At 45.1% G+C, this 24,173-nt stretch carries 20 protein-coding genes; 3 read left to right on the forward strand and 17 right to left on the reverse strand.

Annotated elements, in window-relative coordinates:
- Window positions 1-45 precede the first annotated feature (45 nt).
- Window positions 46-3,828 (forward strand): MucBP domain-containing protein, encoded by a 3,783-nt coding sequence (locus E5260_RS11570; RefSeq protein WP_024002937.1) that lies wholly within the window; start codon window positions 46-48, stop codon window positions 3,826-3,828.
- A 114-nt stretch (window positions 3,829-3,942) separates the two neighbouring features.
- The gene (locus tag E5260_RS11575) at window positions 3,943-4,473 is read left to right on the forward strand and encodes a histidine phosphatase family protein (RefSeq protein WP_003641184.1); all 531 of its coding nucleotides are present in this window, start codon (window positions 3,943-3,945) and stop codon (window positions 4,471-4,473) included.
- A gap of 363 nt (window positions 4,474-4,836) precedes the next feature.
- Here the strand turns inward: E5260_RS11575 and E5260_RS11580 are convergent, their stop codons facing one another.
- From E5260_RS11580 to E5260_RS11650, 15 genes are all read right to left on the reverse strand, one after another.
- On the reverse strand, window positions 4,837-5,154 hold the full coding sequence (locus E5260_RS11580) for a nucleotide pyrophosphohydrolase (protein ID WP_003641183.1): 318 nt from the start codon (window positions 5,152-5,154) through the stop codon (window positions 4,837-4,839).
- Between the two features lie 5 nt (window positions 5,155-5,159).
- Window positions 5,160-6,950 (reverse strand): DUF2075 domain-containing protein, encoded by a 1,791-nt coding sequence (locus tag E5260_RS11585; protein ID WP_003641182.1) that lies wholly within the window; start codon window positions 6,948-6,950, stop codon window positions 5,160-5,162.
- Window positions 6,951-7,091: 141 nt separating this feature from the next.
- Entirely contained in the window at window positions 7,092-9,626 is a 2,535-nt protein-coding gene (locus E5260_RS11590) for a M1 family metallopeptidase (RefSeq protein ID WP_022637932.1), read from the reverse strand.
- A 181-nt stretch (window positions 9,627-9,807) separates the two neighbouring features.
- On the reverse strand, window positions 9,808-10,380 hold the full coding sequence (locus tag E5260_RS11595) for a hypothetical protein (RefSeq protein WP_003641180.1): 573 nt from the start codon (window positions 10,378-10,380) through the stop codon (window positions 9,808-9,810).
- Window positions 10,381-10,486: 106 nt separating this feature from the next.
- Window positions 10,487-10,819 carry a PTS lactose/cellobiose transporter subunit IIA gene (locus E5260_RS11600; protein WP_015825253.1) on the reverse strand — a complete coding sequence of 111 codons (333 nt, stop codon included), beginning with the start codon at window positions 10,817-10,819 and terminating at the stop codon, window positions 10,487-10,489.
- Between the two features lie 361 nt (window positions 10,820-11,180).
- Entirely contained in the window at window positions 11,181-12,191 is a 1,011-nt protein-coding gene (locus tag E5260_RS11605) for a DUF4767 domain-containing protein (protein WP_003641178.1), read from the reverse strand.
- 131 nt (window positions 12,192-12,322) lie between these two features.
- Window positions 12,323-13,123: a fumarylacetoacetate hydrolase family protein gene (locus E5260_RS11610; protein WP_022637931.1), complete on the reverse strand. Its 801-nt coding sequence runs from the start codon at window positions 13,121-13,123 to the stop codon at window positions 12,323-12,325.
- 203 nt (window positions 13,124-13,326) lie between these two features.
- The gene (locus E5260_RS11615) at window positions 13,327-13,767 is read right to left on the reverse strand and encodes an Asp23/Gls24 family envelope stress response protein (protein ID WP_003641176.1); all 441 of its coding nucleotides are present in this window, start codon (window positions 13,765-13,767) and stop codon (window positions 13,327-13,329) included.
- A 60-nt stretch (window positions 13,768-13,827) separates the two neighbouring features.
- Complete coding sequence (locus E5260_RS11620) at window positions 13,828-14,250, reverse strand: Asp23/Gls24 family envelope stress response protein (protein WP_003644046.1); 423 nt, start codon at window positions 14,248-14,250, stop codon at window positions 13,828-13,830.
- A gap of 14 nt (window positions 14,251-14,264) precedes the next feature.
- A complete protein-coding gene (locus E5260_RS11625; RefSeq protein ID WP_003641174.1) occupies window positions 14,265-14,447 on the reverse strand; it encodes a hypothetical protein in 183 nt (60 codons plus the stop codon).
- A 12-nt stretch (window positions 14,448-14,459) separates the two neighbouring features.
- A complete protein-coding gene (gene amaP / locus E5260_RS11630) occupies window positions 14,460-15,005 on the reverse strand; it encodes an alkaline shock response membrane anchor protein AmaP (RefSeq protein WP_003641173.1) in 546 nt (181 codons plus the stop codon).
- An 11-nt stretch (window positions 15,006-15,016) separates the two neighbouring features.
- Complete coding sequence (locus tag E5260_RS11635) at window positions 15,017-15,271, reverse strand: GlsB/YeaQ/YmgE family stress response membrane protein (protein WP_003641172.1); 255 nt, start codon at window positions 15,269-15,271, stop codon at window positions 15,017-15,019.
- A 240-nt stretch (window positions 15,272-15,511) separates the two neighbouring features.
- Window positions 15,512-17,359 (reverse strand): acyltransferase family protein, encoded by a 1,848-nt coding sequence (locus E5260_RS11640; RefSeq protein ID WP_003641171.1) that lies wholly within the window; start codon window positions 17,357-17,359, stop codon window positions 15,512-15,514.
- Window positions 17,349-17,732 (reverse strand): MORN repeat-containing protein, encoded by a 384-nt coding sequence (locus E5260_RS11645; protein WP_003641170.1) that lies wholly within the window; start codon window positions 17,730-17,732, stop codon window positions 17,349-17,351. Before E5260_RS11645 ends, E5260_RS11640 begins: the two co-directional genes overlap by 11 nt.
- Window positions 17,733-18,217: 485 nt before the next feature.
- Window positions 18,218-20,722: a CAP domain-containing protein gene (locus tag E5260_RS11650; RefSeq protein WP_024971510.1), complete on the reverse strand. Its 2,505-nt coding sequence runs from the start codon at window positions 20,720-20,722 to the stop codon at window positions 18,218-18,220.
- Window positions 20,723-20,995: 273 nt separating this feature from the next.
- Between E5260_RS11650 and E5260_RS11655 the strand changes: the two genes are divergently transcribed.
- Window positions 20,996-22,294, forward strand: coding sequence for an MFS transporter (locus E5260_RS11655; RefSeq protein ID WP_003641168.1), 1,299 nt, complete (start codon window positions 20,996-20,998; stop codon window positions 22,292-22,294).
- 131 nt (window positions 22,295-22,425) lie between these two features.
- Here E5260_RS11655 and E5260_RS11660 read toward each other — a convergent pair whose 3' ends face one another.
- Together E5260_RS11660 and E5260_RS11665 are read right to left on the reverse strand one after the other, a co-directional pair.
- Window positions 22,426-22,770, reverse strand: a complete 345-nt coding sequence (locus E5260_RS11660) for a winged helix-turn-helix transcriptional regulator (RefSeq protein WP_003641167.1) — start codon at window positions 22,768-22,770, stop codon at window positions 22,426-22,428.
- 219 nt (window positions 22,771-22,989) lie between these two features.
- Window positions 22,990-23,673, reverse strand: a complete 684-nt coding sequence (locus E5260_RS11665) for a CPBP family intramembrane glutamic endopeptidase (RefSeq protein WP_003641166.1) — start codon at window positions 23,671-23,673, stop codon at window positions 22,990-22,992.
- Window positions 23,674-24,173: the final 500 nt, after the last annotated feature.

Here is a 24,173-nt window from a genome sequence, read left to right on the forward strand (position 1 = left end):
AATTGTCAACGACATTATATAAGTATTTTGAAGGAGTGGGGATCTTTGAAACCAAACAATGTTAATAATCAGAATAAACGTCACCAATCGCGATGGGTAATCACGAGCGCAACCGCCATGATACTGACAACGTTAACGATTGCCAGTCAGGCGGCGGCTGCCGACGATACAGTCACGACCACAACCAACGAACCGACCAACAGTCAGTTGAATACGAATACTCAAGTTAACGCTACTCAGGTCAATTTGAAAGCGGATACTTCTACATCAGTATCCACGATAAAATCCGACCAGTCAGCAGTCGCAGCCACGTCACCCACCACATCAACCGGAAGTCCCTCTGAGCACTCGTCGTCAGTGAACACCAACCCACAACAACAATCAGCAAATCCAGCATCACAATCTCAAGCAACTACCACGTCAGAATCAACACCGACCACAGATATTAAGCACCCAACTCAAACCGCACCAGCTCAAACAACCTCCGCATCAACTACTGAACCAACTACCGAATCAAACACTGAATCAGCGACTGATAGTCAAGCTAAAGCAACGACAACCGATAATCAAGCTTCCAAGCAACCAAGCCAGCAAGCCGCACCTGCGCCGTCCAACTCCACTACCACCGAGGTGAATACTCAGTCAGCGACTAGCTCAGCGTCAACCGATGATAAAATTGTTACCAATGTAAACCAGGAAAAGCTAGTTTTGAAAACTAACCAACCAGTCGTCCGTGCCATTAGCCGCACCGCGTCAGAAAATATTAACGATTGGATGCCAAACACATTATTGCAACAAGAGGTACTCAGTCAACTGCGCAAACAGAACCCAGATCGTACCTGGAACTCAGCTGCAGACATCACTAAGGCAGATATGCTACTACTGACCACCTACTATGGCAAGGACACTTATATCGACGGCAAGACTTCCTACTCATTAGAAGGACTGCAATATGCCACTAACCTTACGACAGTCTGGCTCAACAACAACTTGAACGCACCGTCTGGCAGTTACTATAGTGATGTCACTGATATTTCACCATTAGCCAACTTACAAAAACTCCAAGTGGTCAATATTCAGCAAAACCGGATCACGGACATTTCACCGCTCGCAAACTTAAAGAATTTAACGGAGGTCGATGCCGCCTATAACCACATTTCAGATTTTTCGCCACTTAAAGGATTTAAAAATCTGAAAGGCACATTCAGTAACCAATTTATCACCTTACCACCCGCCTATATTAGTGCAGATAATAATATTGCGACGCTGGCGATTGATTGCTATTTGCCAGATGGCTCTAAAGTTCAACTGAAGCCCAATAATGGCGTCGGTGAAACTGTTTTCTACAAAAACGGTCAGCTTTACGTTCGCTGGTACTTTAACGGTGCGGGCGGTGGTAATTACGACAGCAACGGTCATATCTACTACACGAATATGAAGCCCCAGCAACCCGGACTAACAGGTCCGACCTTTAACGGTACCACGGTTATTCCCATGGACGATTATTATTTCATGACTGCCGCTTCTGACGGTAACAACTTTGTCGTCGTCCGCCCGTATGTCTTAGCTGCCACTGCTGCGCCCATCACGGTCAAATACGTCGACGCGCTTACCGGTGAATCCTTAGTCACCGCTGACCTCACCTTAAACGGAATCGTCGGTCAGCCTTACACGACTCAGCGCATTGATGACGAGCTACCAAATTATGACTTTACGAACATTGTCGGCAATGCCAGTGGTGTCTTCACAGCGGATGCCCAGACCGTCACTTATTACTATACTCGTAAGGACGCCGGCGACATTACGATTCACATGGTCGATGCTAACGGCAACTTAGTCTACGAACCGCAAATTCTACCTGGAAAACACAATCTCGGTAACGCCTACAATTTAGATGCGCCAACCTTTGACCATTTTAAATTACAGCAAACTATCGGCAATGCGGCTGGCGTTTTCACGACTGATCCGCAAAGCATCACGTTTGTCTATGTCCGCTTAGACGCCGGTAACATTACGGTGAAATATCAAGATAAGCAGGGAAAACAATTAAAGCCCGATAAGACAATTTCCGGCTCCCAATCACTCGGCCAAGCCTATACGACTGAACCGTTGGATATTGAAAATTACACCCTGACGACAACGCCGACAAACGCCACGGGCACTTTCACAGACCAGGAACAGACGGTCATTTACGTCTATGTGCGCCGCGATGCTGGCCAGATCGTTGTTAAGTATCAAGATAGTGCTGGTAACCCACTAGCACCCGACAAGCTTTTAGACGGTAAAGAACAGCTAGGAGCAGCCTATCAAACGGAAGCCATTTCAATTCCTAACTTTTACCTAGTCGCCACACCTGCGAACGCCACCGGGACCTTTTCAACCGACGCGCAAACCGTTATTTACCAGTATACGCGCTCGAATGCTGGCCATATCACGGTGAAGTATCAAGACGCTAACGGCACGACCTTAGCTCCCGACGACGTCCTAACTGGTGACGGTCAGCTCGGTCGCCCCTATCAGACTAGCGCCAAGACGATTGAAAACTACCGCTTAATTCAAACGCCGGCGAACGCTACTGGGCAATTCAGCGACCAAGCGCAAACCGTCATCTACGTCTACACTCGCGAGGATGCGGGTGACATCACGGTTCAGTATTTAGACGAAAACGGCCAGCAGTTAGCCGCCGATAGCGTATTAAGCGGTCAAGGTCAATTAGGACGGCCCTATGAAACGTCACCGCTGAACATTAACGGCTATACGGTAAAATCGACACAGGGTAACACGACTGGGACCTATACTGTACAGCCGCAACGCGTCGTTTACATTTACGATCGGACAGCTGGACAGCCGGTCACTGCCAAGTATCAGGACCAAGATGGTAAGTCTATCCATCCTGACGTTGTTCACAGCGGGTATTTGGGTGACAACTACTCGACCGAACAACTTGTTATCGACGGCTACACCTTTAAAGCCGTTCAGGGTGACGTCAGTGGGACGTTCGGGACTTCTGCTAAGACTGTGACCTACGTCTATGAACGGACGGCTGGGCTACCCGTCACTGCCAAGTATCTGGATGAGCATGGTAAGTCTATCCATCCTGACGTTGTTCACAGCGGGTATTTAGGTGACAGCTACTCGACTGAACAGCTGGTTATCGATGGTTACACCTTCAAGGCTGTGCAGGGTGACGTCAGTGGGACGTTCGGAACTACCGCGAAGACTGTGACCTATGTTTACACTGTAAACACCCCCACAATTCCAGATACCCAAGGAACCGTTACGGTGCATTACATGACCAAGGACGGCATTAAACTAAACGAACCAACCGTGCTGAGCGGCAAGACGGGAACCACTTATCAAACCGTGCCCCTGACGTTCACTGATCATGAACTCGTTGGTCAGCCGGAAAATGCCATGGGTCTCTTCACTGCTGATAACGTAGACGTCACGTACGTCTACCAAGCAACTGACACGACTGGTACCGACGATATTATTGATCCCGAAGAACCGGAACAACCGACTAAGCCGATTAAGCCTGTTGAGCCAACCACACCCGAGACGCCTAACGAACCAGGAACGACCGTAACGCAGCCGGATCGCATTAAGCCGACTCAACCAGCGGTAGCTGTAAAACCAGCAGCGACCGTGAAACCAACGCTTAAACCCGCGGCCGCCCAGGCAAGTTTGGTCAAAACAACGAGTCCCGTCACTGAACACTCAGCCCAGTTACCACAAACCAACGAACAGACTGGCAAATTAGCGGTCATCCTAGGACTGTTATTATCCATCGTCACGTTCGGGTTCTATGGTAAACATCGGCAATCATAACGTCATCAGGTCTAACGAAAACGACACTTCATTTTTCGAAGTGTCGTTTTTTCTGATCAAAGGTGCCTATAATGAAATTAATAATTATAATTCCGATGAAGGAAGTCCTAATCGATGAAAGTCTATCTCATTCGTCACTCCGAACCAACTTATCAACAGGTCACTACAGCTGGATTAACTGGTTTCGGCCGTGAACTCGGCGGCTTAACCGACCGTGGTATTATGCTGGCACAACAATGCGCCCAGCAGCCGTTATTTGCACAAGTCCAATTAATTCTGTCGTCCCCCTACACACGCGCCTTACAAACGGCACTGGAAATTGTGCGTTTTAATGATATCCCACTAAAGGTCGAACTTGGATTACACGAGTGGCTACCCGATAACACGGGTAGTCGGACTGATACCGATGAACAAGCGACCACGGCCTACAAGCTCTATCGACAACACGCCGGCAAGCGCACCACCGCTAGTCCCCTCCCCTACGAATCAGCAGCTGAAATGAAGGCCCGAGTTTTGGCAACTTTGAATAAGTATGCCGCATCTTACGATTGCATCGCCTGCGTCACGCACGGCGAGGTCATGCAGCAGTTTGGCGATCAGAAAGACGTGGATTATTGTGGTGTGCGTGTTATTGCGGTTAATTGACAATTCATAAGCAGTCGCCAAACAATGGTCGCCTATAATGAACTATCAACCACTGTCAATCTAATAATAATCAGGCTTAAAAACTGCGAAACAAGTGCCGACATTCGCTACCACGCCATACAGTCTTTGGCAAGTACTAGTATATCGCCTATATCACTCATAATGAAGTCATATGTCAATTTAATGGCTGAACACAACTTAAATACTGTGAAGTAGAAACGATTAATCATTTGACATGTTTACCCTGGCCTCACAATAATAATATTCATTTAATAATTATCATAAACATCTAGCAACTACCGTCTCAATACAACTTAACTTTTGGCACTTAATAAATTAAATTGTAAGTTAGCCTCTTCATTACTATTGTGTTTTCCTCTCCGTATCCCAATGTCTTGATTGATTGATTTTCATTTTTTGAGCAACAATCTCAAATGGATCAACCTGTAGCTTTTCACACATATAAAATATATAAATTAACGTGTCAGCTAATTCTTCTTGCAAATGTTGATTTTCTCTATTATCCAACTTCTGATTAGCATTATGCCACTGAAAAATTTCCAAAACTTCACTAGACTCAATGTTTAGAGAAATTGCCAAATCCTTCAAGTTATGATACTTCTGCCAGCCTTTTTTATTACGGAATTCGATTAATGCTTGTTCTATCTCCGAATAATTCAATTAAATCACCTCAAAATATGTTGATTTCCAGCTGCCCTTAGTAAGGCCTGTTGTAGTTCCTCATCGACAGCAAAAATATATAACCCATGGACACCACGAGTTAATAAAACATTTAGTTCGTTACGTAACAATTCTTCGGAAACGTCAATTTTTTGATGTTTCCATGTTCGTTGATTCGTGGCTTTTTTATTCTTACTAGCTTGTTTATCAAAAATTAACTTTCCGTCTCGATACTTCACTGATGGGCCGATAATCACACCAGCATAATTCAAATCAAAACCTTGGATTGTAAATGTTGAGCCGACCTCATTAATTGTTTGAAACTGTTCGGCCCAAGCTAGCCCTTTGTTTCTTCGCTTTTCTTGGCGAGAAATAGGAATCTGCAAATTCCATGGCAAACTCCACGTCCCAATCTTTACTCGCCAACAGTCACCATCTTTTGGTTTTCGTTTCTCAACATATGGCCAATCAAACGTTGCCAACATTCTGGCAAGACTAGCACCGTTACTATTTTTCAATCGATCTAGTGCCTTGATTTTAGCGTGTAGTTTTTCCGGAGATGTCGCGATTTTAAGTTGATATTGTGCATCATCTGGAATTACATTAATGCGCCCATCAATTGCAAAATTTCGTAACCAGTCAATAGTACGCTGCTCGGCAATCATTCGTTCCTGATGTGTTAGCTCAATTCGATTGCCTTCACGTTCAGCATCATCTTCCAATTTTCGAACAGCCATGTCGTCCAAGTATCCCTCGGTAGTTAGTATTTGATACTTATCAAACACAATAACTACCACTTTGGCTAACTTTAATAAATCCTCTAGCTGATTATGTCCCCGATATGCCATCTTTCCCTGAGTCAGGAGTAAATGAGCTTCATCAACTAGTACAACATCAACTTTTGCCGCACCAGTATGTTTCTGAATAAAATGAGTAGGTTTGGAGACGATGTCTTTATGTTCGTGATCCAAACCTAATTTATGTGCAATCGTTTTATAAACTGTTTTTTGTTGATCGTGATTAACTAATAAATATACTGAATCTTTCCGCACTAAACTACTATTCGTTAAGTCGTAAAACAAATTACTCAACAACACGGTTTTACCAGTTCCTGCCTGACCGGCAATAAAGATTGTCTTACCGCGTTCCGTAGATGATTCCTTCAGTGCAGACTCGATTTTACCAAAAATCTCATTCTTACTTTCATGCTGTTCAGCATTTAAAGAGTGGAAAGGTGACGCTTTGAACACAGCAGAATTTTCAATTTCTGATTTTTCCGGAAAAATCTCAGGCTTTTTTTTCCTAAGCGTTTGCCAGACTCCTTCAAACACATTCTCAAACTGATCCGACATAAAGTATTTTCGCTGCGGATTTGAGCGTCGATTATTCAATTGAGTAACACTCTCCGCACTTAATAAATACATCATCAATTTATTTTCAATGTCGAGCGTTAGGGATTTGTTAAAATAATAGTCCCCAATTACAATCATCTGTGAATTATGACTCTCATTTAATGCTTTCCAATCCATCCGTGACTTTCCAGTATCTTTTAAATGCTGTCGTGTTCTTCTACTTATGTCGTTAGTTTCTCCAACATAAACTTTGAACTTAGGGTCATTACTACTGCGGCCAGAACCTAATTTATCATAAATTAAATAGACTGTCGGATATTCAAATATCAGCTCTCTATTCTGCATATCTCTATGTAGGCTAACATTATAACCAGTATTATATGGAACAATTTCTACAACCGGCTCAATGTCGCCAATGTTTTCTTCAATTTTGTTGTATCGCATATCTTCATCCTCGTGTTAAAAAATCTATCTGGCTTTATTATACATGAAAGATCAAGGGACAAAAGAGCTTACCGCACAAACTAAAAAGGTAGCCCGCGCTGAAACGTCCAGCACCGAACTACCTTTATAACGAATATTAACTTATTTTACAACTTCCGCGACCGCCGCATTCACCGCATCACGTTCATCTTCAACTAAGGCAACGCGACTGGCGATTACCTTAGTATCCATCTTAATTTCACGCGTTAAACCGGGCGTATTGATTTTTGGTTCAAAGAACGCCTTGAATTCTGCTAAACGTTCAGCCGTATGGAAGACCCGGGAAATGACGGTGATGTAAGTGGTAAATTCCATGTCACCACCAACCGTGGCTTCCAACCATGACCATTCGTCGCGAATCCAATCCCAAGCTGCTTGTTCACCAGCTGGATTAGCCAAGACGCCGCGGAACCAGGCCCGCAAGTCTTGTGGCTTAATCGTATCAGCATCTTCAAACTTCACAACTAACTGTTTGATTAATTCGGGGTCCGTAGTTGCGGTCAATGCGTCACAAATGTCAGCCTTGTAACTAGCATCGGCTGTTTGCCGTGACGCCGTCAATAAACTATCGAATAAGTCCTTGCTACCAAAGTTCTTGACTTCATTCCGTAAAATGAAGACCCGCACATCGGCTGGTAAGGTCGCTAACTTATCACGATTACCTTCGAATAACTCATGGGCAGCTAATACGGCCGCGCTATTCTTGGCGTACAAAGCCGCGCTCAAGACGTATGGCCGCGTCAACTGATCATCGTTAGATTCACCAGCTTGTGGCAACCACCCTAACCGTTTAACCTGAGCGGCACTCAATTGGTCAAATAACGTTTGTAAATGCTTTTCTTCATCAGAATCTGGCGTAACAAACTTACGTAAGTTACCCGCAACTTGGTACAACGCTGCGTTAACGACCGTTGAATGGCTGGCTGCAAACCGGCTTAATAATGGCACAACGGCTGCGTATGAGATTTGACGACCTTCAGCTAATAAGCGTAAGTCTTGTAACAACTGTAACTGGTCAATGGCCGTTAAGTCATCAACGTGCGCTAGAATATCATCCAATAACGTTTGGTCATACTTGACGATGAAGTGGGAGTTATTCCCAACGTTCAAGCGAAATGGTTGCCCACTCGCATCACGTAATTTAGCATAATCGCCGACCGTCACAGCTTGGTCCTTCATAATCGCTGGTGCCGCCTCATAGTTGCTATTCAACGGAATCTGCCATTGACGACCGACTTCTTCACCTTCACCGATGAAGAACTGTTGTTGTGACAAGGTCAACTGACCGTCAACAACCGCTGCCGTGACCACTGGATAGCCAGGTTGTTCCAGCCATGAATGCATGATGTCTCCAACTTGCATCCCAGAAGCATCCGCTAAGGCGTTCCACAAGTCATCACCCTTGGCATTACCATATTTATGATTGATAAAGTACTGCTTCAAGCCTGCTCGTAAGGCATCATCACCAACTAAGGCCCGCGCCATTACTAACATCCGCGCACCCTTAGCGTAGACAATCGCACCGTCAAAAATCGAGTCGATTTCGGCCGGATCTTCCACCTGAACGTGGACTGACTGAACCCCATCCGTGGCATCCCGTTGAAGCGCCATTGATGCTTCGGACGTTTGGAAAGTTTCCCAAATATGCCAGTCTGGTTCTAAGGCGTCCGTCGCCACATATTCCATCATGTTGGCGAAACTTTCATTTAACCAGAGGTCATCCCACCACTTCATCGTAACCAAATCACCGAACCATTGATGGGCAAGTTCATGGGCAATCACCGTGGCGACCCGTTGTTTCGTTTCGAGGGCCGTGTTGTCAGGATCTAATAGTAAGTAGGCTTCCCGATAAGTAACTAAGCCCCAGTTTTCCATCGCACCAGCTGAGAAGTCTGGTAAGGCCAATTGCCATGAGTGTGGCAATGGATATGGCGTCTGATAAAAATCTTCATAAAATTCGATTGAGCGCTTGGCAATGTCCAAAGCAAAGTCGAGCTCGTTAGCCTTGTGGGCCTTAGTACCGAAAACACCGATGGTCACGCCACTCTTGGTCTTCGTCTGCTTGCCTTGTAATTCACCAAAGGCAAACGCAATCAAGTAAGTCGACATCCGCACCGTGGTTTCAAAGTAATGCACTCCATCGGCTTCATGATCTTCGGGCATGTTGCTTAAGATCGTTTCACCATCATGTTCATCGTACTTGATGGCAAGATCAAAAGTCGCTTTAGCTTCTGGTTCATCGACACACGGAAAGGCTTGCCGGGCCGCGGTCGTTTCAAACTGCGTCCCGATTAGTTCTTTCTTCACACCGTTGACTTCGTAATATGATGGGTAGATACCCATCATCGTATCCGTCAATTTGGCACTGTACGTAATCGTCAAAGTTGTTTGACCGGCCTTGGCAAGTTCAATTCGAATTCCTTGAATCGCATTATCCACAGTAAAGGGCACGTCCGCACCATCGGCTTGGACACCAGCAATGGTCAAACCATTCTGATGAATCAGCACTTCCTGCGCCTTAGCATCCCCGGTAATCGTTGATTTCCCCGAAATCAGCTTATCCGCCCGGTTAATATTGATATAAAGATCGTAATGTTCTGGTTGAAATGTTTCGTAAAAATGAGTTGTGGTTGCCATATTATTCTCCTCGTTTTTTAAGAATATATTCATTATACGACAATTACGGGTGGAATGCGTCCTCTGCCGCCCATGAATTTGTCACGCGACTAGCAACTAATTCTCGACAACCCCCATCACTAATGATGACACGGTTCCTTGCACCGTACGATATCGATAATCATTAGTGCGAACGACGATATTACGCCGCTTGTCTAAAGTCATCGATAATTTCTTCAAACTCCGCATCCGCCAACACCGGCTGCCACTTCAGCGACTGACCCACCGGCTCCAACATGATGTAGCGACAGCTGTAGCGGCGTTCGAACTGGACCGTGGTCGGCAATAATTCAACGTGGCGCGTGTCGTCTTGAATCCAGGCTGTGGGCAACCAACTGGTCACGCGACTAGCATCGACACTTAACTCTTGCAACTGTTCGGCAAACCTTGTCCGCATCAGTAACGGCGCGTCCATTGGCGAACCGGCCACGTCAATGGCAACTTGAAAATGGCCGACGTATAGCGCTCCCAAATCATAAATCAAACGTTCATGCTTATGTAGCGCAATTGCACCGGTGACTGGTTGCCACGTAGCTGTCGCTAAGGTAGCCTGATTGATCTTGGTGACCACCAAATAACGGCGTGGCTGAATGGTACGGGTAGTTAGTGGTACTGATATACTTGCCTTTGTCAGTAATTTAGGATTGGCAGTAAAACATTGGTCAGTAAGCTTATGAAACTTGTGATCATCTTCATTACTAAAAGTAACTGTCATTTTTTAACCCCATCTCTATCCGTCTAAGTTGCTACCGAATACCATCTTCCAAAATCTAATCATGAACCAGTACCACGACCTTTCACTCGTCAGCTTCACGTTCGTATTAAGCCGCTTCTGGCTCCCAGCGTTCAAAAGCGCCAATCAGATTCTCAGTCATCTGTAACTCGCCCATCACGTTGACTAGTGCCGACTGGGCATTCATAAAGAGTGTCGAGTGCACAAACCGTTGAGCCTTGGCATTCTCGATCAGTCGGCGTACCTGTAACCGCTGGGCCGTCAGCAATTCAGTTTCGGCCTGACGTAATTTTTCACGCGCCGCCTCGTAGCGATAGGCCGCAATCTCGGCTAAGGCAGCCGCAATCATTGACCGGGCGCTGCCGATTTTCAAAATCATCGTCATCGTAAGGTTGAGCGTGTGTTCCATATTTTTCTGCATGTCTACACCTTTTTTCTTTAGATTTCCTACTCTTTGACCAATCGTACACACTTGTGTTGACGGTAATCTTCATCGTCGCGCCATTCCCCCAAATGACAGCAATCATGATCGACAATCAGCTTTAAAATGTCGTGCCGTTCACATGAATGCGCCGGCCGTTAGATGTCTTGACACCGTTAACTTATGTCATAGTATAGCATTATTTTCAGAAAACAATTCCGACTTTTTCAATATATACATAAACTTTACAAAATGAAAACCGGGGCAATTTACGTGCATTTGTCCCGGCTTTTATATTAATATTATATTTTCACAGTGATTAATTTATCCCTGCCCGCACTACCGATCATGACACCCTCGATTAATCTAATGAGTCAGCGGCCGGACTGGTCTTTGATTCATCCCCATATTGCCAGTCACGCATTTGATTTGCCGCGGCTGCTGAAGGATAGGCGTTATTATCGAACCAGGCCCCCGCACCACTAGCATTCATTAATACTGGAATTTGGCGGCCATCAAAATAATGATAACGCACGTATTCAAAGTTACCGGCCCCAGCAGTCTGCTCGGCCCCCATAATATGAATCCATTTTTGTCCCTCAGCTGCCACATAAGATAGCTTCAACCCGTCGGTATCACTTTGCGTCATCGAATTAATCTTGTGATCGTACTTATTATAGTAATACCAAGTCCCCTGATAACCTTGAGGCCATTGATTAGCCTTCGCATCACGACTCATGTTCACGTTCAGTGAACTATCTGTCAGCGTCGTCGGTCGACTGCCCGTAATGATCTTAGCAAAGCCGGCTTGCAAAGCACTGTTCTGCGTATCATGAATGATCAACTCGTCCCCGTTGGTCGTCTGAGTCACAAAGACGACTGGTCGCCGATGATGGAGGCAAAAGAAGTACGTGTTTGGATATTGTGCTTCCGCCTTACCACCCGTTGCGACCGCCACCACTTGAAATTCACTACGGTCTTCGCCGTCCTTGGACCACTTGAGATCCACTGACTGCGAGCCCCACTTGATTCGGCCTGCTAAGCTACCATTAAGCAAAGCATTGGGAAAACGAAAGCCTAAATGATCCGGGACCTTGTCATCATACGTCCCGACATAGGTCTGGCCCATCTCGCGTTGCCAAGCGGCCATAAACGTTGATAAAGCCGCTTGCTTGCCCGTATTCCACAAGGTTGCCTCAGCCTGTGATGAAGAATCACTGCTAGCGGTATTTTTTTGGCTAGCGGCCTGCTTTGCCGCTACCTTGGTTGACGTTGCTTTTTGACTCGTCTTGGGCGCTGACGACTTGGGCGACGTCGTGCATCCCGCTAATAATAAACTTCCTAATAATAATCCGACCCACACTTTTTTCATGTTGCTCCTCACCGGTCCCGTACCGGTATCCCCCTATTCAATAATTACTTTTATGGTACCAAAAAAAGTCGGCATTGTGCTGGGCGTTACAATATAAATCTTCACCCATCTCACTTACCGACTATGGCTATTTACTTAATCGTGATATTTAACGTCCCTAAATGTGTAATCTGACCGCACAGTTGATCGCCGGCTTGCAAAAAGACTTGGGGATTGCGACCAACGCCGGTCCCACTAGGCGTCCCGGTAAAAATCAAATCACCTGGTTGTAACTCACAGACCGTCGACAAGTAGTGCACCAAATCCGGTACCTTGAAGATCAGTTGGCTCAACGGCGCTTGCTGCATCGTCTGACCATTGACGGTGGTCGTGATCACCTCATCGTCTAAGTTAGCTAATTCATCGACGGTCGTTAACCACGGCCCAACTGGTGCGTAATTTTCAAACGATTTACCCATTGAAAACTGGGGATTATCATTCTCGAACTGAACGGCTCGATCAGATAAGTCTTCACCAACCATCACTCCGGCCACGTGCGCCATTGCATCAGCCGTCGCAATATCGCGCCCACCCTTGCCAATCATCACGACTAGCTCGGTTTCCCAGTCGGTCTCAGGGCCATGCGTCACCACGGTCACATTCGCTGGTGCCAGTGAACTACTAAACTTCGTAAAAATACTTGGAACCTTCGGCAGCGTAATGTGGATCTCCGCCGAATGGTCGCGGTAGTTCATCCCCACCGCAAAAATCTGTTGCGGGGCCGTGATTGGTGCCGCTAATTCTTGCGGCGCAAACGTTTCAAGCGAGCCAAGTTTCCGGTCCGCTGCTGGCATATGTAGCGCTTCCAAAACTGTCTTCGCATTTAAAACTATTTGTCCATGCTGTTCATCCGTAATGATAAACGGTCGGTTGGCCCGCATGCCAATTTTCATATTAATCACCTCATTGATATTATTGTACACTCATCTCATGAATCATAACAATAATGATAGTTGCGTGACGGTCATTCCGGACAATCTTTATGAACGTTCAAACGCAATTACGAACTTAGCTCAGGATATTTCTTCATGTAACGCTCATCACTAAAAAAGGTACCCGCCTAATTTGCGAGTACCTTTAACCATTACGGCTGCCATTAATGTGGGCCGTCATCCTTTGGTTCTGGGTGTTTCTTTTCTGGTGCTTTTTCTTGCTTGTCATTTTGTTGCCGCCACTCTTCTGTCGTTAACATGTCTTTAACGACTAATTTTAACTTAGTCACTTGATAACCAGTCATTGATTTAACGGCCTTGGCAACCTTATCCGCCACCCGTGCTAGAATCTCCTGACCATTCTTACCATAAGCTAGAATGGCCGTCAATTCGATTCCAACCGTCTGGTCATCGTCATCGGTATCCACTGAAACACCGGTCTGCGGGCGATCCTTATCCGTAAAGCGATTGGAAATATCATCAATCAGATTTCCCTGTAAGCTCAATACTCCTTCAACTTCTTGGGCCGTGTTACTAGCAATCTTTGCCAATACCGTATCGTCAAAAACAACTTCTGGTTTTAAAGATGTCGCTGTTGCTTCCATCAAAATTCCTCCTTGTTTTGTCAAAAATCGTCTTACCAATGACTACTCTAAACGACCGTGCTATTCAACTTGCCGCTTATCTGTTGATTGATCCGTATTTGGTTTGCCAGTGGCCTGATCTTGCCAATCACGCTTGCTCATGACGTCACTGACATGTACCTTAATTTCAATGACCTTCAAGCCAGTATACCGTTCAACATCTTGCTGAACACGTTGACAAATTTGATTGAAGATTTGTCGCATGTCCTTACCATATTCAACGATCATCGTCATATCTAAAGCAACTTGTTTCTTACCAACTTGGGCGTCAACCCCCTGTGTCGGGTCAGCTTCATCACGAAAGCGGTTCGTTAAATTGCTTAACATGCCGCCTTCTAGGGATAACACGCCGTCAACATTGCGTGAAGCTAGACCGGCGATTTTTTCAATCACACCGTCATCAAACGTCAATTGAGTCTGTAATTGTTGTTCTGGTTGTGCCATTGTAATTCCTCCCATTATTTAGATAAATACTCACTCAACTTCTGACTAACTGCAGCCAAATCGACGTGGACAAACCGTCCAATCGCCCAGCCGATCAGCCCTAAAACTGCGACTAATAAGACTGCCGAAAAACTGGTTAATACCCAGACGATACCTAAAAGCAGTCCAATCAGAAAACCATACTGTGCGTTACTCATCAGGACCCTCCTTTACACCACGGTTAACTTACGCTGGTGATTTGCTGGCTTAACTTGCACTACTGGTTGTTCGACCGTCAATCCCAATTGATTCTTCAAATAGTCCTGTGCCAAGGTTGCCGCCTGTTGGGCCGTGGTTTCTAACGATGCGTCAGTATTAACCATCGCATCAATTTTTACTCGTACCCGGCGACGACGCCGTAATTTCAAGTGAACCTCAGGATCAATCAGATTCAACTGATTAACGAGTCGGTACTGCAAATCACGTTCCAAAGCCCGTTGCGGAATCGTTAACTGGCCAACCTTGCCATCATACGTCAACGTGCTGACTTTAACTGGTCGAAACAAGCCGACAATTACCAATAAGATACCAACGATTCCGGCAATAATGGCAAAGACCATCAATAAGATACTCCAAACCATTGGGTAGTTAATCGTCAGATCAGCTAACCAGGACGTCAACCACGGGATCGGGTACAACTGACCCAGTTCAAAAACCGCTAATAACACCAATACAATTCCGACTAACGTCACCGTAAACTTAGCTAAGCGGCTCATCTAATCACCGCCTAACGTTTTTTACGCATGCCGAAGATTGCAGAAACGATTAATACTAAGATAATAGCGCCTAAGATTGAGGGTACCAATGCCATACCAGCTAACGAAGGTCCCCAAGTTCCAAGCAATGCTTGACCAATCCAGGCACCAACTAAACCGGCAATAATATTGCCAATGATCCCCATTGGAACGTCACGGCTGGTAATCGCACCTGCTAACGCACCAATGACACCACCAACAATTAATGACCATAGCCATCCTAACATTCTAATCACTCCTTACAGTTATATTTGAGTACATGCTTATGATAACCATAATTTAATTTTGGGACAATTAATATGCACACTGGTCGAATTGTCACTTAAAATCTGAACAATTACCATCAACGAATCCCGCCGCTTCGCAATTTAACCACAAACATAAAAAAATCAGCCTGCCAATTGTTACATCGCAAGCTGATTATTTCTATTAAATTGACTACTAATAACTGCTCTGACTTAGCTAGATTAGGCTGGTTTAGCCGGAGTCTGTTTGGCTGCCGTCAATGCTTGATTGATTACCTTGGCGTATAAAATATCACCAGCCCGAATGCCACCGAAATGTACGCCATCCGTCCCTTTGAAAACTTCTGGATGTTGCGCCGCAATCTTGCCCCAGTCGGCAACCGTAATGAACTTATACTTAGCTGGCAAACGCCGTTCCAAAACGGCCAACTTTGATGAATTCCAGTCAGCATCGGCCCGGGCATTATAAGGTGTCATCAGAATCAACTTGTGCCCCGGCTCCAAGTCATGAATGATCTTCATGGTTTGTTCTTCGTAATCATCCAGCGCGTTGGTCCCAATACAAATCACCACGTACTGCCGTAACGTATGGCTTCGCTGCTGGTTCATCATGACTTTATATGCCAGGTTCATCGTCCGATCGCCCTCCGCATCAATATTGCTGTTCGCGACGTGATCGCCCAGGTAGCTCCGCGTCCCCAGCGTGACACTGTCACCAATAATGGAAACGCCTGGTGCCTTTTCTTGGTCACCTTTAGGCGTTGCCTGCTTCTTCTTGGGCGTCACGGCCGCGAGCACAGCTTCATGAGTCGTTCCGATTTTATCAATATCTTGGTAAATCCCGCTCACCCATAAATTCTGTTCCAGTGTCGAAAGTTGCGGCGCATTTTTGACTACGACCCCGGTATTAACTGCCAACAACACTCCTGCGGTGATAACGGGTAACTGCAACTGTCGCCACGTCACTGTATGACCGAAAACGTGGGCGCGTTTGCCCGCAATCACTGGTTCTAACACGTAGTATGACAACGCGGATAGGATAATCGACAGTACCGTCGTGAGCAGCGCCGCCAACCAGTTGACCATCATGTGTGAAAAAATCACGTACAACGGCCAGTGATAGAGATACACGCTATAGCTCACATCCGCTAAGAACGTCATCCACCGCGGTTCCTTGAGGTTCGGCGTGTGGTCATGCAACAATCGGGCGCCATAGATCATGATGCCAGCGAGTACAGTAGCCAGTAACAGCCCACCCTGATACGTTTGTAGCGCATCGAACTTCATCCGGTCGCCTAAAGCAACTAACAAGATAAAACTAATAAGCATCACCGCGCCCGCAATGATCGGATTGCAGTGCGCCGTGGTCCAACGATAGATTGGCCCTTGAGCTTTGATGCCGCTCAGGACACCGATAAGCCCGCCGACAAAGAACGGAAAACAGTGGGTCAGACTTGAAAAGTAGACTGGTGAAAAGTCCTTTAAGCCGACCGCACCAAAGTACATCATGACAAAGCTTTCAATCGCAAAGGCAGTGGTCAACAGCCCTAAGCCCCAGCGAAAACGGGTCAATGCGCGCCGACCACTCGCCAACCGCCGACTAATTTTAGCGACCAACCACGCAATCAGGCCCCATAAAATATAAAAGTGCATTTCAACCGCTAATGACCACGTATGGACAAATAAGTGCGGAATAAACTTGTTTTCATAACTGCCACCCGTCGCAATTTCAAAATAATTAGTCGTAAATCCGAGAGCCGCCGCGACCTGCTTACCAATGTCGGTCACAAAATCGTGGTCAATCAAGTAAGTTAGCGGTAGCACCAATAACACCGCAATAAATAATGGTGGCACAATTCGATAAAACCGGCGACCATAGAAAGCCATTAGTTTAAAGTTATCCGAACGAGCAAACTCGTCCACCATTAATGACGTAATCAAAAACCCTGAGAAGGTAAAGAAGATGTCCACCCCGATAAAGCCACCAGTAAACTGGGTTTGGAAAAAGTGATACGTCAATACCAGCACGAGTCCCGTTATCCGTACTAAACTAAACCATTTAATCCGCATTTTCTAACTTACCGTCCCCCGTAATTTTTTTGGCATAAGTCTTGTTGCCGACCCGCAGTTTGACCACACCATTCAACGCACCCTTGCTGAAGTTGCCTTGCAAACGCCACCCGTTCGGTGCAATGAATTCGCCTGGGCCTTCAAACCGGCCATTGGTAAAATTACCCACGTAGCGCCCCTGTTTGTTAACCTGCAACGTACCCTGACCGTCAAACTTGTGCTTCAAAACGGCTCCGCTGTAGCTCATCCGTCCGTGATCCAATTGCACACTTTGCTGCTTCGCCGTTGATGGTGTTAGACTGATAACGGCAAAAGTGACAATACCGATAATCGTGATAATTTCAAAGACCATTCTGCTACTGATTTTTCCCATACCTCTATTCCTTTCACAACCTTAATTCCCCTTAAAGCAATCGGCAGTTAGCCACCCTGGATTTCCCAATCATCCACGGGATTATACGGACACATTATGTACCATGGCTGTCAATTGCAACTCTGCATTTAATAACGGATCATTTTTCATTCCGTTAATTATCCATTAATTTAATTCGTTTATTTAAATAATCAAAAAAACTTCAATGGCCGTATTACTTAATATATTACTAAATATTAGCCTTGCCGTGTACAAAATATCAAAAATGAGTTGTCTTTTATTGTTAATACCGGTTATGTTTAATTCACTAAACTTAATATCTAACCACTAAAAAAACCAGTCAGGCCAAGGATTTCGGCTGATTGACAACCATAGGTAAGCATTCATTGCCTATCTATCATTCCCGGTATCCATCGGCTATCCTAGTCCAACTGTTTTTATTATTTCATATGATCAATAATTCTAAAAAGCTTTGAGCTCAGAAATTAAGCGCGTTTGCGTAACTTTGTTAAACCCAATAATGAGAACCCTGCCGCTAGTAATCCCACCACAGTCAAACTCGCTGACTGTTTTTCATCCGTTTGTGGTAACGCCGTGGCCTGTGCGGCAACTGGCTGTTGTTTAGCTCCCGCAACCAGCTTAGTTGTTGCATCGCCATCTGAAACATCTACGCTAGTACTCGTGGCATTAATGGTACCATTGTTATTCGCTACGGTTTTAGTAGCTGTCGCATGTGGTGCGGTAACACCAGTCGATTGAGCAACATTTGTTGTTTCAGCAATTCTATCAGCCGCAGCAGCCGTCGTCGTTGTAAATTTGTTAGCTTCGACGCGTGCCAAGAAGGCTTTAGTAGCCGTTAAATCACCTTGTGCAACGGCGAGATCAACTCTGGCAGCGCCGAGCACCTGCTTAAGTTGTGCTAAATCGGTCTTTTTACGATCCAGTTGCGCTTTTCCAGCAGCAAGTTGCTCGTTTGCTGTATCGACTTGAGCCTGCCCCTGCGCGAGCATGGCCTTGGCAACAGCGATTTGTTGTTCAGCCGTAGCAATTTGGGCCTTCATGCTTGCAATCCGCGCGGGCAGGGCCGCGATTTCGGCCGCCAATCGGGCATTTTCAGCGGTCAAATCGGCTACCAATGTCTTGGCACTGGCTAAGTTTTTAGCGGCTTGCGTGGCAGTTACTTGCGCCGCAGCCGTCTTCGCGATTGCTGTCTTCAAATTACGAACGGGCGATAGTTGTTGCTGTTGCGCCATTGCTAATTGCCCTTGAGCTTGCGTCAAAGCAACATTAGCCGCTTTCAAACTAGTTGCAGCGACTTGAACTTGGGCCTGTTTAGTCGTAACAGTCGCTTGTAAGCCACTTGTCTGGTTTTGTAAAGCTTGTAAACTGGCATTTTGGTTAGCCAGCGTGGTTGCTAATGTCTTCCCGGTATTTTGTAAACCATTTAAACTAGCCGTTGCAGCAATCAACGTTGCGTTAGCCGCCGCAATCTTCTTCGGATCAGCGGGGGCCGTCTGGACGTAATTGAACGTGACAGCTGGTAAGGCCTTAGTCCCAGTAGCGGCATTCGCATGGGCATTGTCGAACAAATCAACATACTTGTCTTGCTGTGCTTCCGTCATCCCGGCATTATCGACTTCAAATGCCGCCACGTGTTTGGCCAAGTTGATGGCTACTCCGGCATCACCAGTCGAGTATATTAGGTTGACGCGGTGACCAAAGGAACCGGACTCAATGTTATTGGATTCATCATACCAACCCATCACAGCATTATAGGCCGTTTCTTGATCGCTCATGAACCATTGCGGATAAACTTGTGTTAAATTTTCTGCATAACTTGAGCCAGTATGATCCAAGCCACCGTCGACTTGGGCAGCTGCTCGCGCAATCGCATTATTTTGCAACGTCGCCGTCTGTTTCAATGCTGGTTGACCATTCAGCGCCCGTAGCTGATTGATATATTCAAACATATACTGATTGATTTTATCCGCATTAGGCACATACTTGCCATTACTTGGATAGGCGACGCTGACTGTTTCGGCCCCAGTCAATTGAGATTGTGGGAATTCGGCAGCGTCATACTTATTTTGCGATTCTGTCGTGGTCGTTGGCCGTTCTGCTGCCGCTAAAGCTGCTTGAGCTGCGGTCACTTTGGCTTGCGCTGTGGAAACAGCTTGATTATTCGCATTAATTTGACTGGTCGTATTTTGAATCGCTGTCTTGGCAGAATTGATTGCCTGGGTATTTTTATTAACCGCATCTTGCGCTGATGCTACGGCCACTTTAGCTTGATTTGCTTGGGTGGCCGCTTTTTGCTGGGCGGCAGATGCTTGGTCAACCGTCGCCTGTTTAGCGGCAGTGACGGCACTGGCTGCATCGGCATCAGATTGGGCCGTGGCCTGTTCAGTTTTAGCTTGCGTCAAGGCCGTGTCAGCCGCGTCCTTAGCCGTTTGTGCTTTCTTCTCGGTAGCTGGCTGGTTGGCGATAGCGACTTTGTTGGCCGCAATTTGCTGTTGGTCAGCTGGAATTTGTGTTTCAGCTGCTGCCATTTGCGACTTAGCAGCGTCGACTTTATTCTCAGCCTCAGCGAGGACCTGATTGTTAGCATCCAGTGTTTGTTGTGCACGGTCAACTTGGGCTTTACCAGCATCATACTGGGACTGTCCAATCGCAACTAATTGACTTTGATTAGTCACTTGCCCCTGCGCAGTCGCCACTTTAGTTTGTGTTGTATTGACTTGGTTTTGAGCCGTGGCTACGTTCCCCTTGGCAGTCTGCACGTTGGCTTGATACTGTTGCTGACTAGTCGGTTTGACCGTTGCTAACTTTTCGTTAGTTGCCGTCTGAGCGCTCCCCTGCGTGGCACTCGTCTGATTCGTCGTATCGCTGTTATCAGTTGCCGTGTCGGCCTGCGCATTGTTAACACCCAATTGGGTCCCCACGAATAATGCCGCAGTGGTAATACTGGTATACAATAATTTCTTATTCATAAACTCACTCCAATAAGCTAATATAAATATCATTATAAACCAATGATGCCATAATGCTAGATGGTGTTTACACCCTTATGTCCTGATTGAACATTGGAAAACCTTATTTAATCGGGACTATTATGAATTTTAGTCGTTGAAGAAGTCGCAAATCAGGAAGTACCATTGTTCCAATTTTACAGTATAAAGTTATTTTGATAATCAACAATTGCTAATCAAACATTACCTAGTTATCATTAATAGCCACTGTTTTCAAAAACAAACGAAACTAGGGTGGTATATTTCTATCCGATTAACGACAGTCGCTGGTATACTTTTATTCACTTGTTTCTCTATTGTAAGGCCCTTAAACTCCTAGTTGTACCTAATTCAAAAGGAGTGAGTCCTATTTTCAATCAAATCACTATCCATAACCAACATACTGAAAATTGGCTTATTATTGGCCTTTTCTGTGGGGCTTTTGTGACTGGTGCTGACGCATTTATTATTTCAGCACTACTCCCCGCTATCGCTACTAGTCTGCATGTGCCGACTAACACCGCGGCATACGGAGTCACCGTTTACGCACTATGTTATGCCATCGGTGCACCTTTATTCGGCCCATTAGGTGACCGCTTTAATAAACGTTTTTTGCTAATCAGTGGCTGTGGCATCTTCTTACTAGGAACACTACTCTGTGGATTAGCAAACTCATTGCTAACATTCTATCTTTACCGTGCCATCGCTGGCATCGGTGCAGCTTTATTTGTCCCAAACATTTGGGCTTTTATCGGTACTTACTTCAATGGTCAACGACTTAACCAAGTCATGGGCATCGTTATGTCGGCACTTTCATTATCAATTGCTACCGGTGTACCACTCGGTGCTTTACTAGCACAACTCAGTAGTTGGCATATGGCTTTCTGGGGTTCAGCCATGCTAACCTTGATTGCATTATCGATTTTAACCATTGCCATACCTTCATTACCGAGTCAGAATGCCCAGCCTGACGGTTATTTTACAAGTTTTAAGACATTAGTCCACACTCCTCACGCCATCGCTGCTCTACTGATTACATTAACTTGGATGACTGGGTTCTATGGCGTTTATACCTTTTTGGGTGTTTTTGCAACCGCGACCTTTCATTTCAACACAATGCAAACTGGTCTCATCTTTATCACTTATGGAAGTGCTAATTTTGTTGCGAGTTTCTTTGCCGGTAAACTTATATCATCGCTTGGTAAAAAACAGAGCGTTACAATTAATGGCTTAGTTTCAGCTACATTAGTCTTATCCTTAGGCATCTGGGGACAACATTTAGCAGTATTGCTGATTATTCTGGTTGTGCTCGCCTTATCTCAAGGCTGGGGTGTCACTGCATTAACTGCGACAATCGTTAATATTGTGCCATCTAATCGTTCAACCATCATGTCATTTAATAGTGCTTTTTTATACTATGGCTTAACGTTAGGATCTGCCGCTGGCGGCCTGCTTTTAACTAAAATTGGCTTTTACGCAGTGACGATTGCAGCGGCCACGGCCTTATTAGTCGCAGTATTGATTGCAAATGCACTTAGCCACTATTCGGATTAGCTTTGAGACAATCAGCTTTTAATGCGTATTAAAAAAACTGCTCCGAAGATTCCTGCGAGCAATTTTTATGATTGTTAAAAATAGTGGCTAATAATGACGTCCTATACTTAGTCTAAGCGTTGACCAATCGACTACGCCAACTGTAACGTTTCAAGGTAAGCCTCCCCCCATCGATCCATTGCTTTAACGATTGGAACTAGTGATATTCCAATGTTCGTTAACTCATAAACTGAATGATTAGCGACCGTTTGTTGACTCACAATCTGATCCGCAACTAATTCCTTTAGTTGCATCGCCAACATTCGACTGGTACAGCCCGGCATGCCTTTTAATAAGGACGAAAAGCGCTGCGAACTCCCCATTAATCGACAGATAATAATTGATTTCCATTTACCCGACAAGATACTCAAAGTTGTATCCAATGGACAAAATTCTTCATGTCGCCGACTGTTCTCAATTGGTGTAATTGTACGCATCTCGCCACCTCCATCGAAAATTGTATCATAATAATATTCTTGGTATAACTGAACTGTTTAATATTATTAAGTGACCAAACAATGATTACCACTACATCAACCACACCGCTATTAATAAAACAGGCAGCGCCCAAAATTTGGACGTTGCCTGTTTTAATCATTACACATCACGCAACTAATACGCGAATGTCAACCGCTATGTCGGTAGGATAACCTGTGTTAACGTGAAAGCAAAGTCAACATGCCAACCATGGCTAATGAATTATTGATAATGTGCAAGGCGACACTATAGCGAATATCGTTGAACCACACGTACGTAAAAGTCAGCACGACGGCGATCGGTAAGTAGGCTAGTAGCGCAGGGCTAAATGATAACGTATGGGCAAGGGCAAATACTAAACTCGCAAAAACTAATGCAACCGTGAAACTCACCCAATTTGTGACCCGCGGAAATAACCAACGATACATCAGCCCACGAAAAATCAGTTCTTCGACAATCGGTGCCAGTACTGCCATCATGACAACATTAATGACTGGACTAGTAGTAAATACCTTATCCAAAATCACTTGGTTTTCAGGGGTTTGTTTCACGATAAGTCCCGCCAACACGTTACCTAACTCAACCAGGATAAATAGGCCCACTATCGTTAACACCGGACGTGTCGGTCGTGATAAACTGGTCACGATTGGCGCTTGACGACGATAAATCGTTACCAGCCACCAAATGAGTAATCCGAGCAAGACTAAACTTGCCACTCCGGCAATTAGTGTTGCCGTGGCCGAGAACCCGTGTCGAATTGCTGGCATCATCGTAGGAATCATAGCGAGTTGATATAGTGCGAATAGACCAATTAGTTTAACGATATTGAGGAGCCAGGTGACAATAGAACGATTCGACTTCAAAATTTTCCAACCTCCTTATGTGTTTGCATCAGCTTTTCAGCTCGTTTTGGGATTAGTCCGCCAAGCTGACTAAACATCCACTAGTGTCCTTGTCATAATACCATAATGAAGACCATTTGATTGTGAACAATCACCTCTTCAGAGTGAAATTATGATTGCACTATTTGACCAGTCTATCTTAAGAAACCATAATCATCGGAAAACAGTGATCGTTTTAAGTCTAACCACCTATTTTTAATTATTTATCTGTTTGGAGAACTCTGCCGATATTCCAAATCATACTAATTCTCAAATCATTATCTCCGTATATATTAAAGTGAGAAAAATCGTATCTAAATCTAGTAGCATCCTAGGAATAAAACCATCATCTAGATAACACTTGATACTAATCTATTTTGTTCCAACAACCTGAATGCATTATAATTAACAAGCGATTAATTTATATCGATAAATCATGTTTTATATTAAATAGTTTATTTAAATAAGTTATTTCTTAAATT

The sequence above is a fragment of the Lactiplantibacillus plantarum genome (genome assembly GCF_014131735.1).
In the GTDB taxonomy this organism is placed as follows: domain Bacteria; phylum Bacillota; class Bacilli; order Lactobacillales; family Lactobacillaceae; genus Lactiplantibacillus; species Lactiplantibacillus plantarum.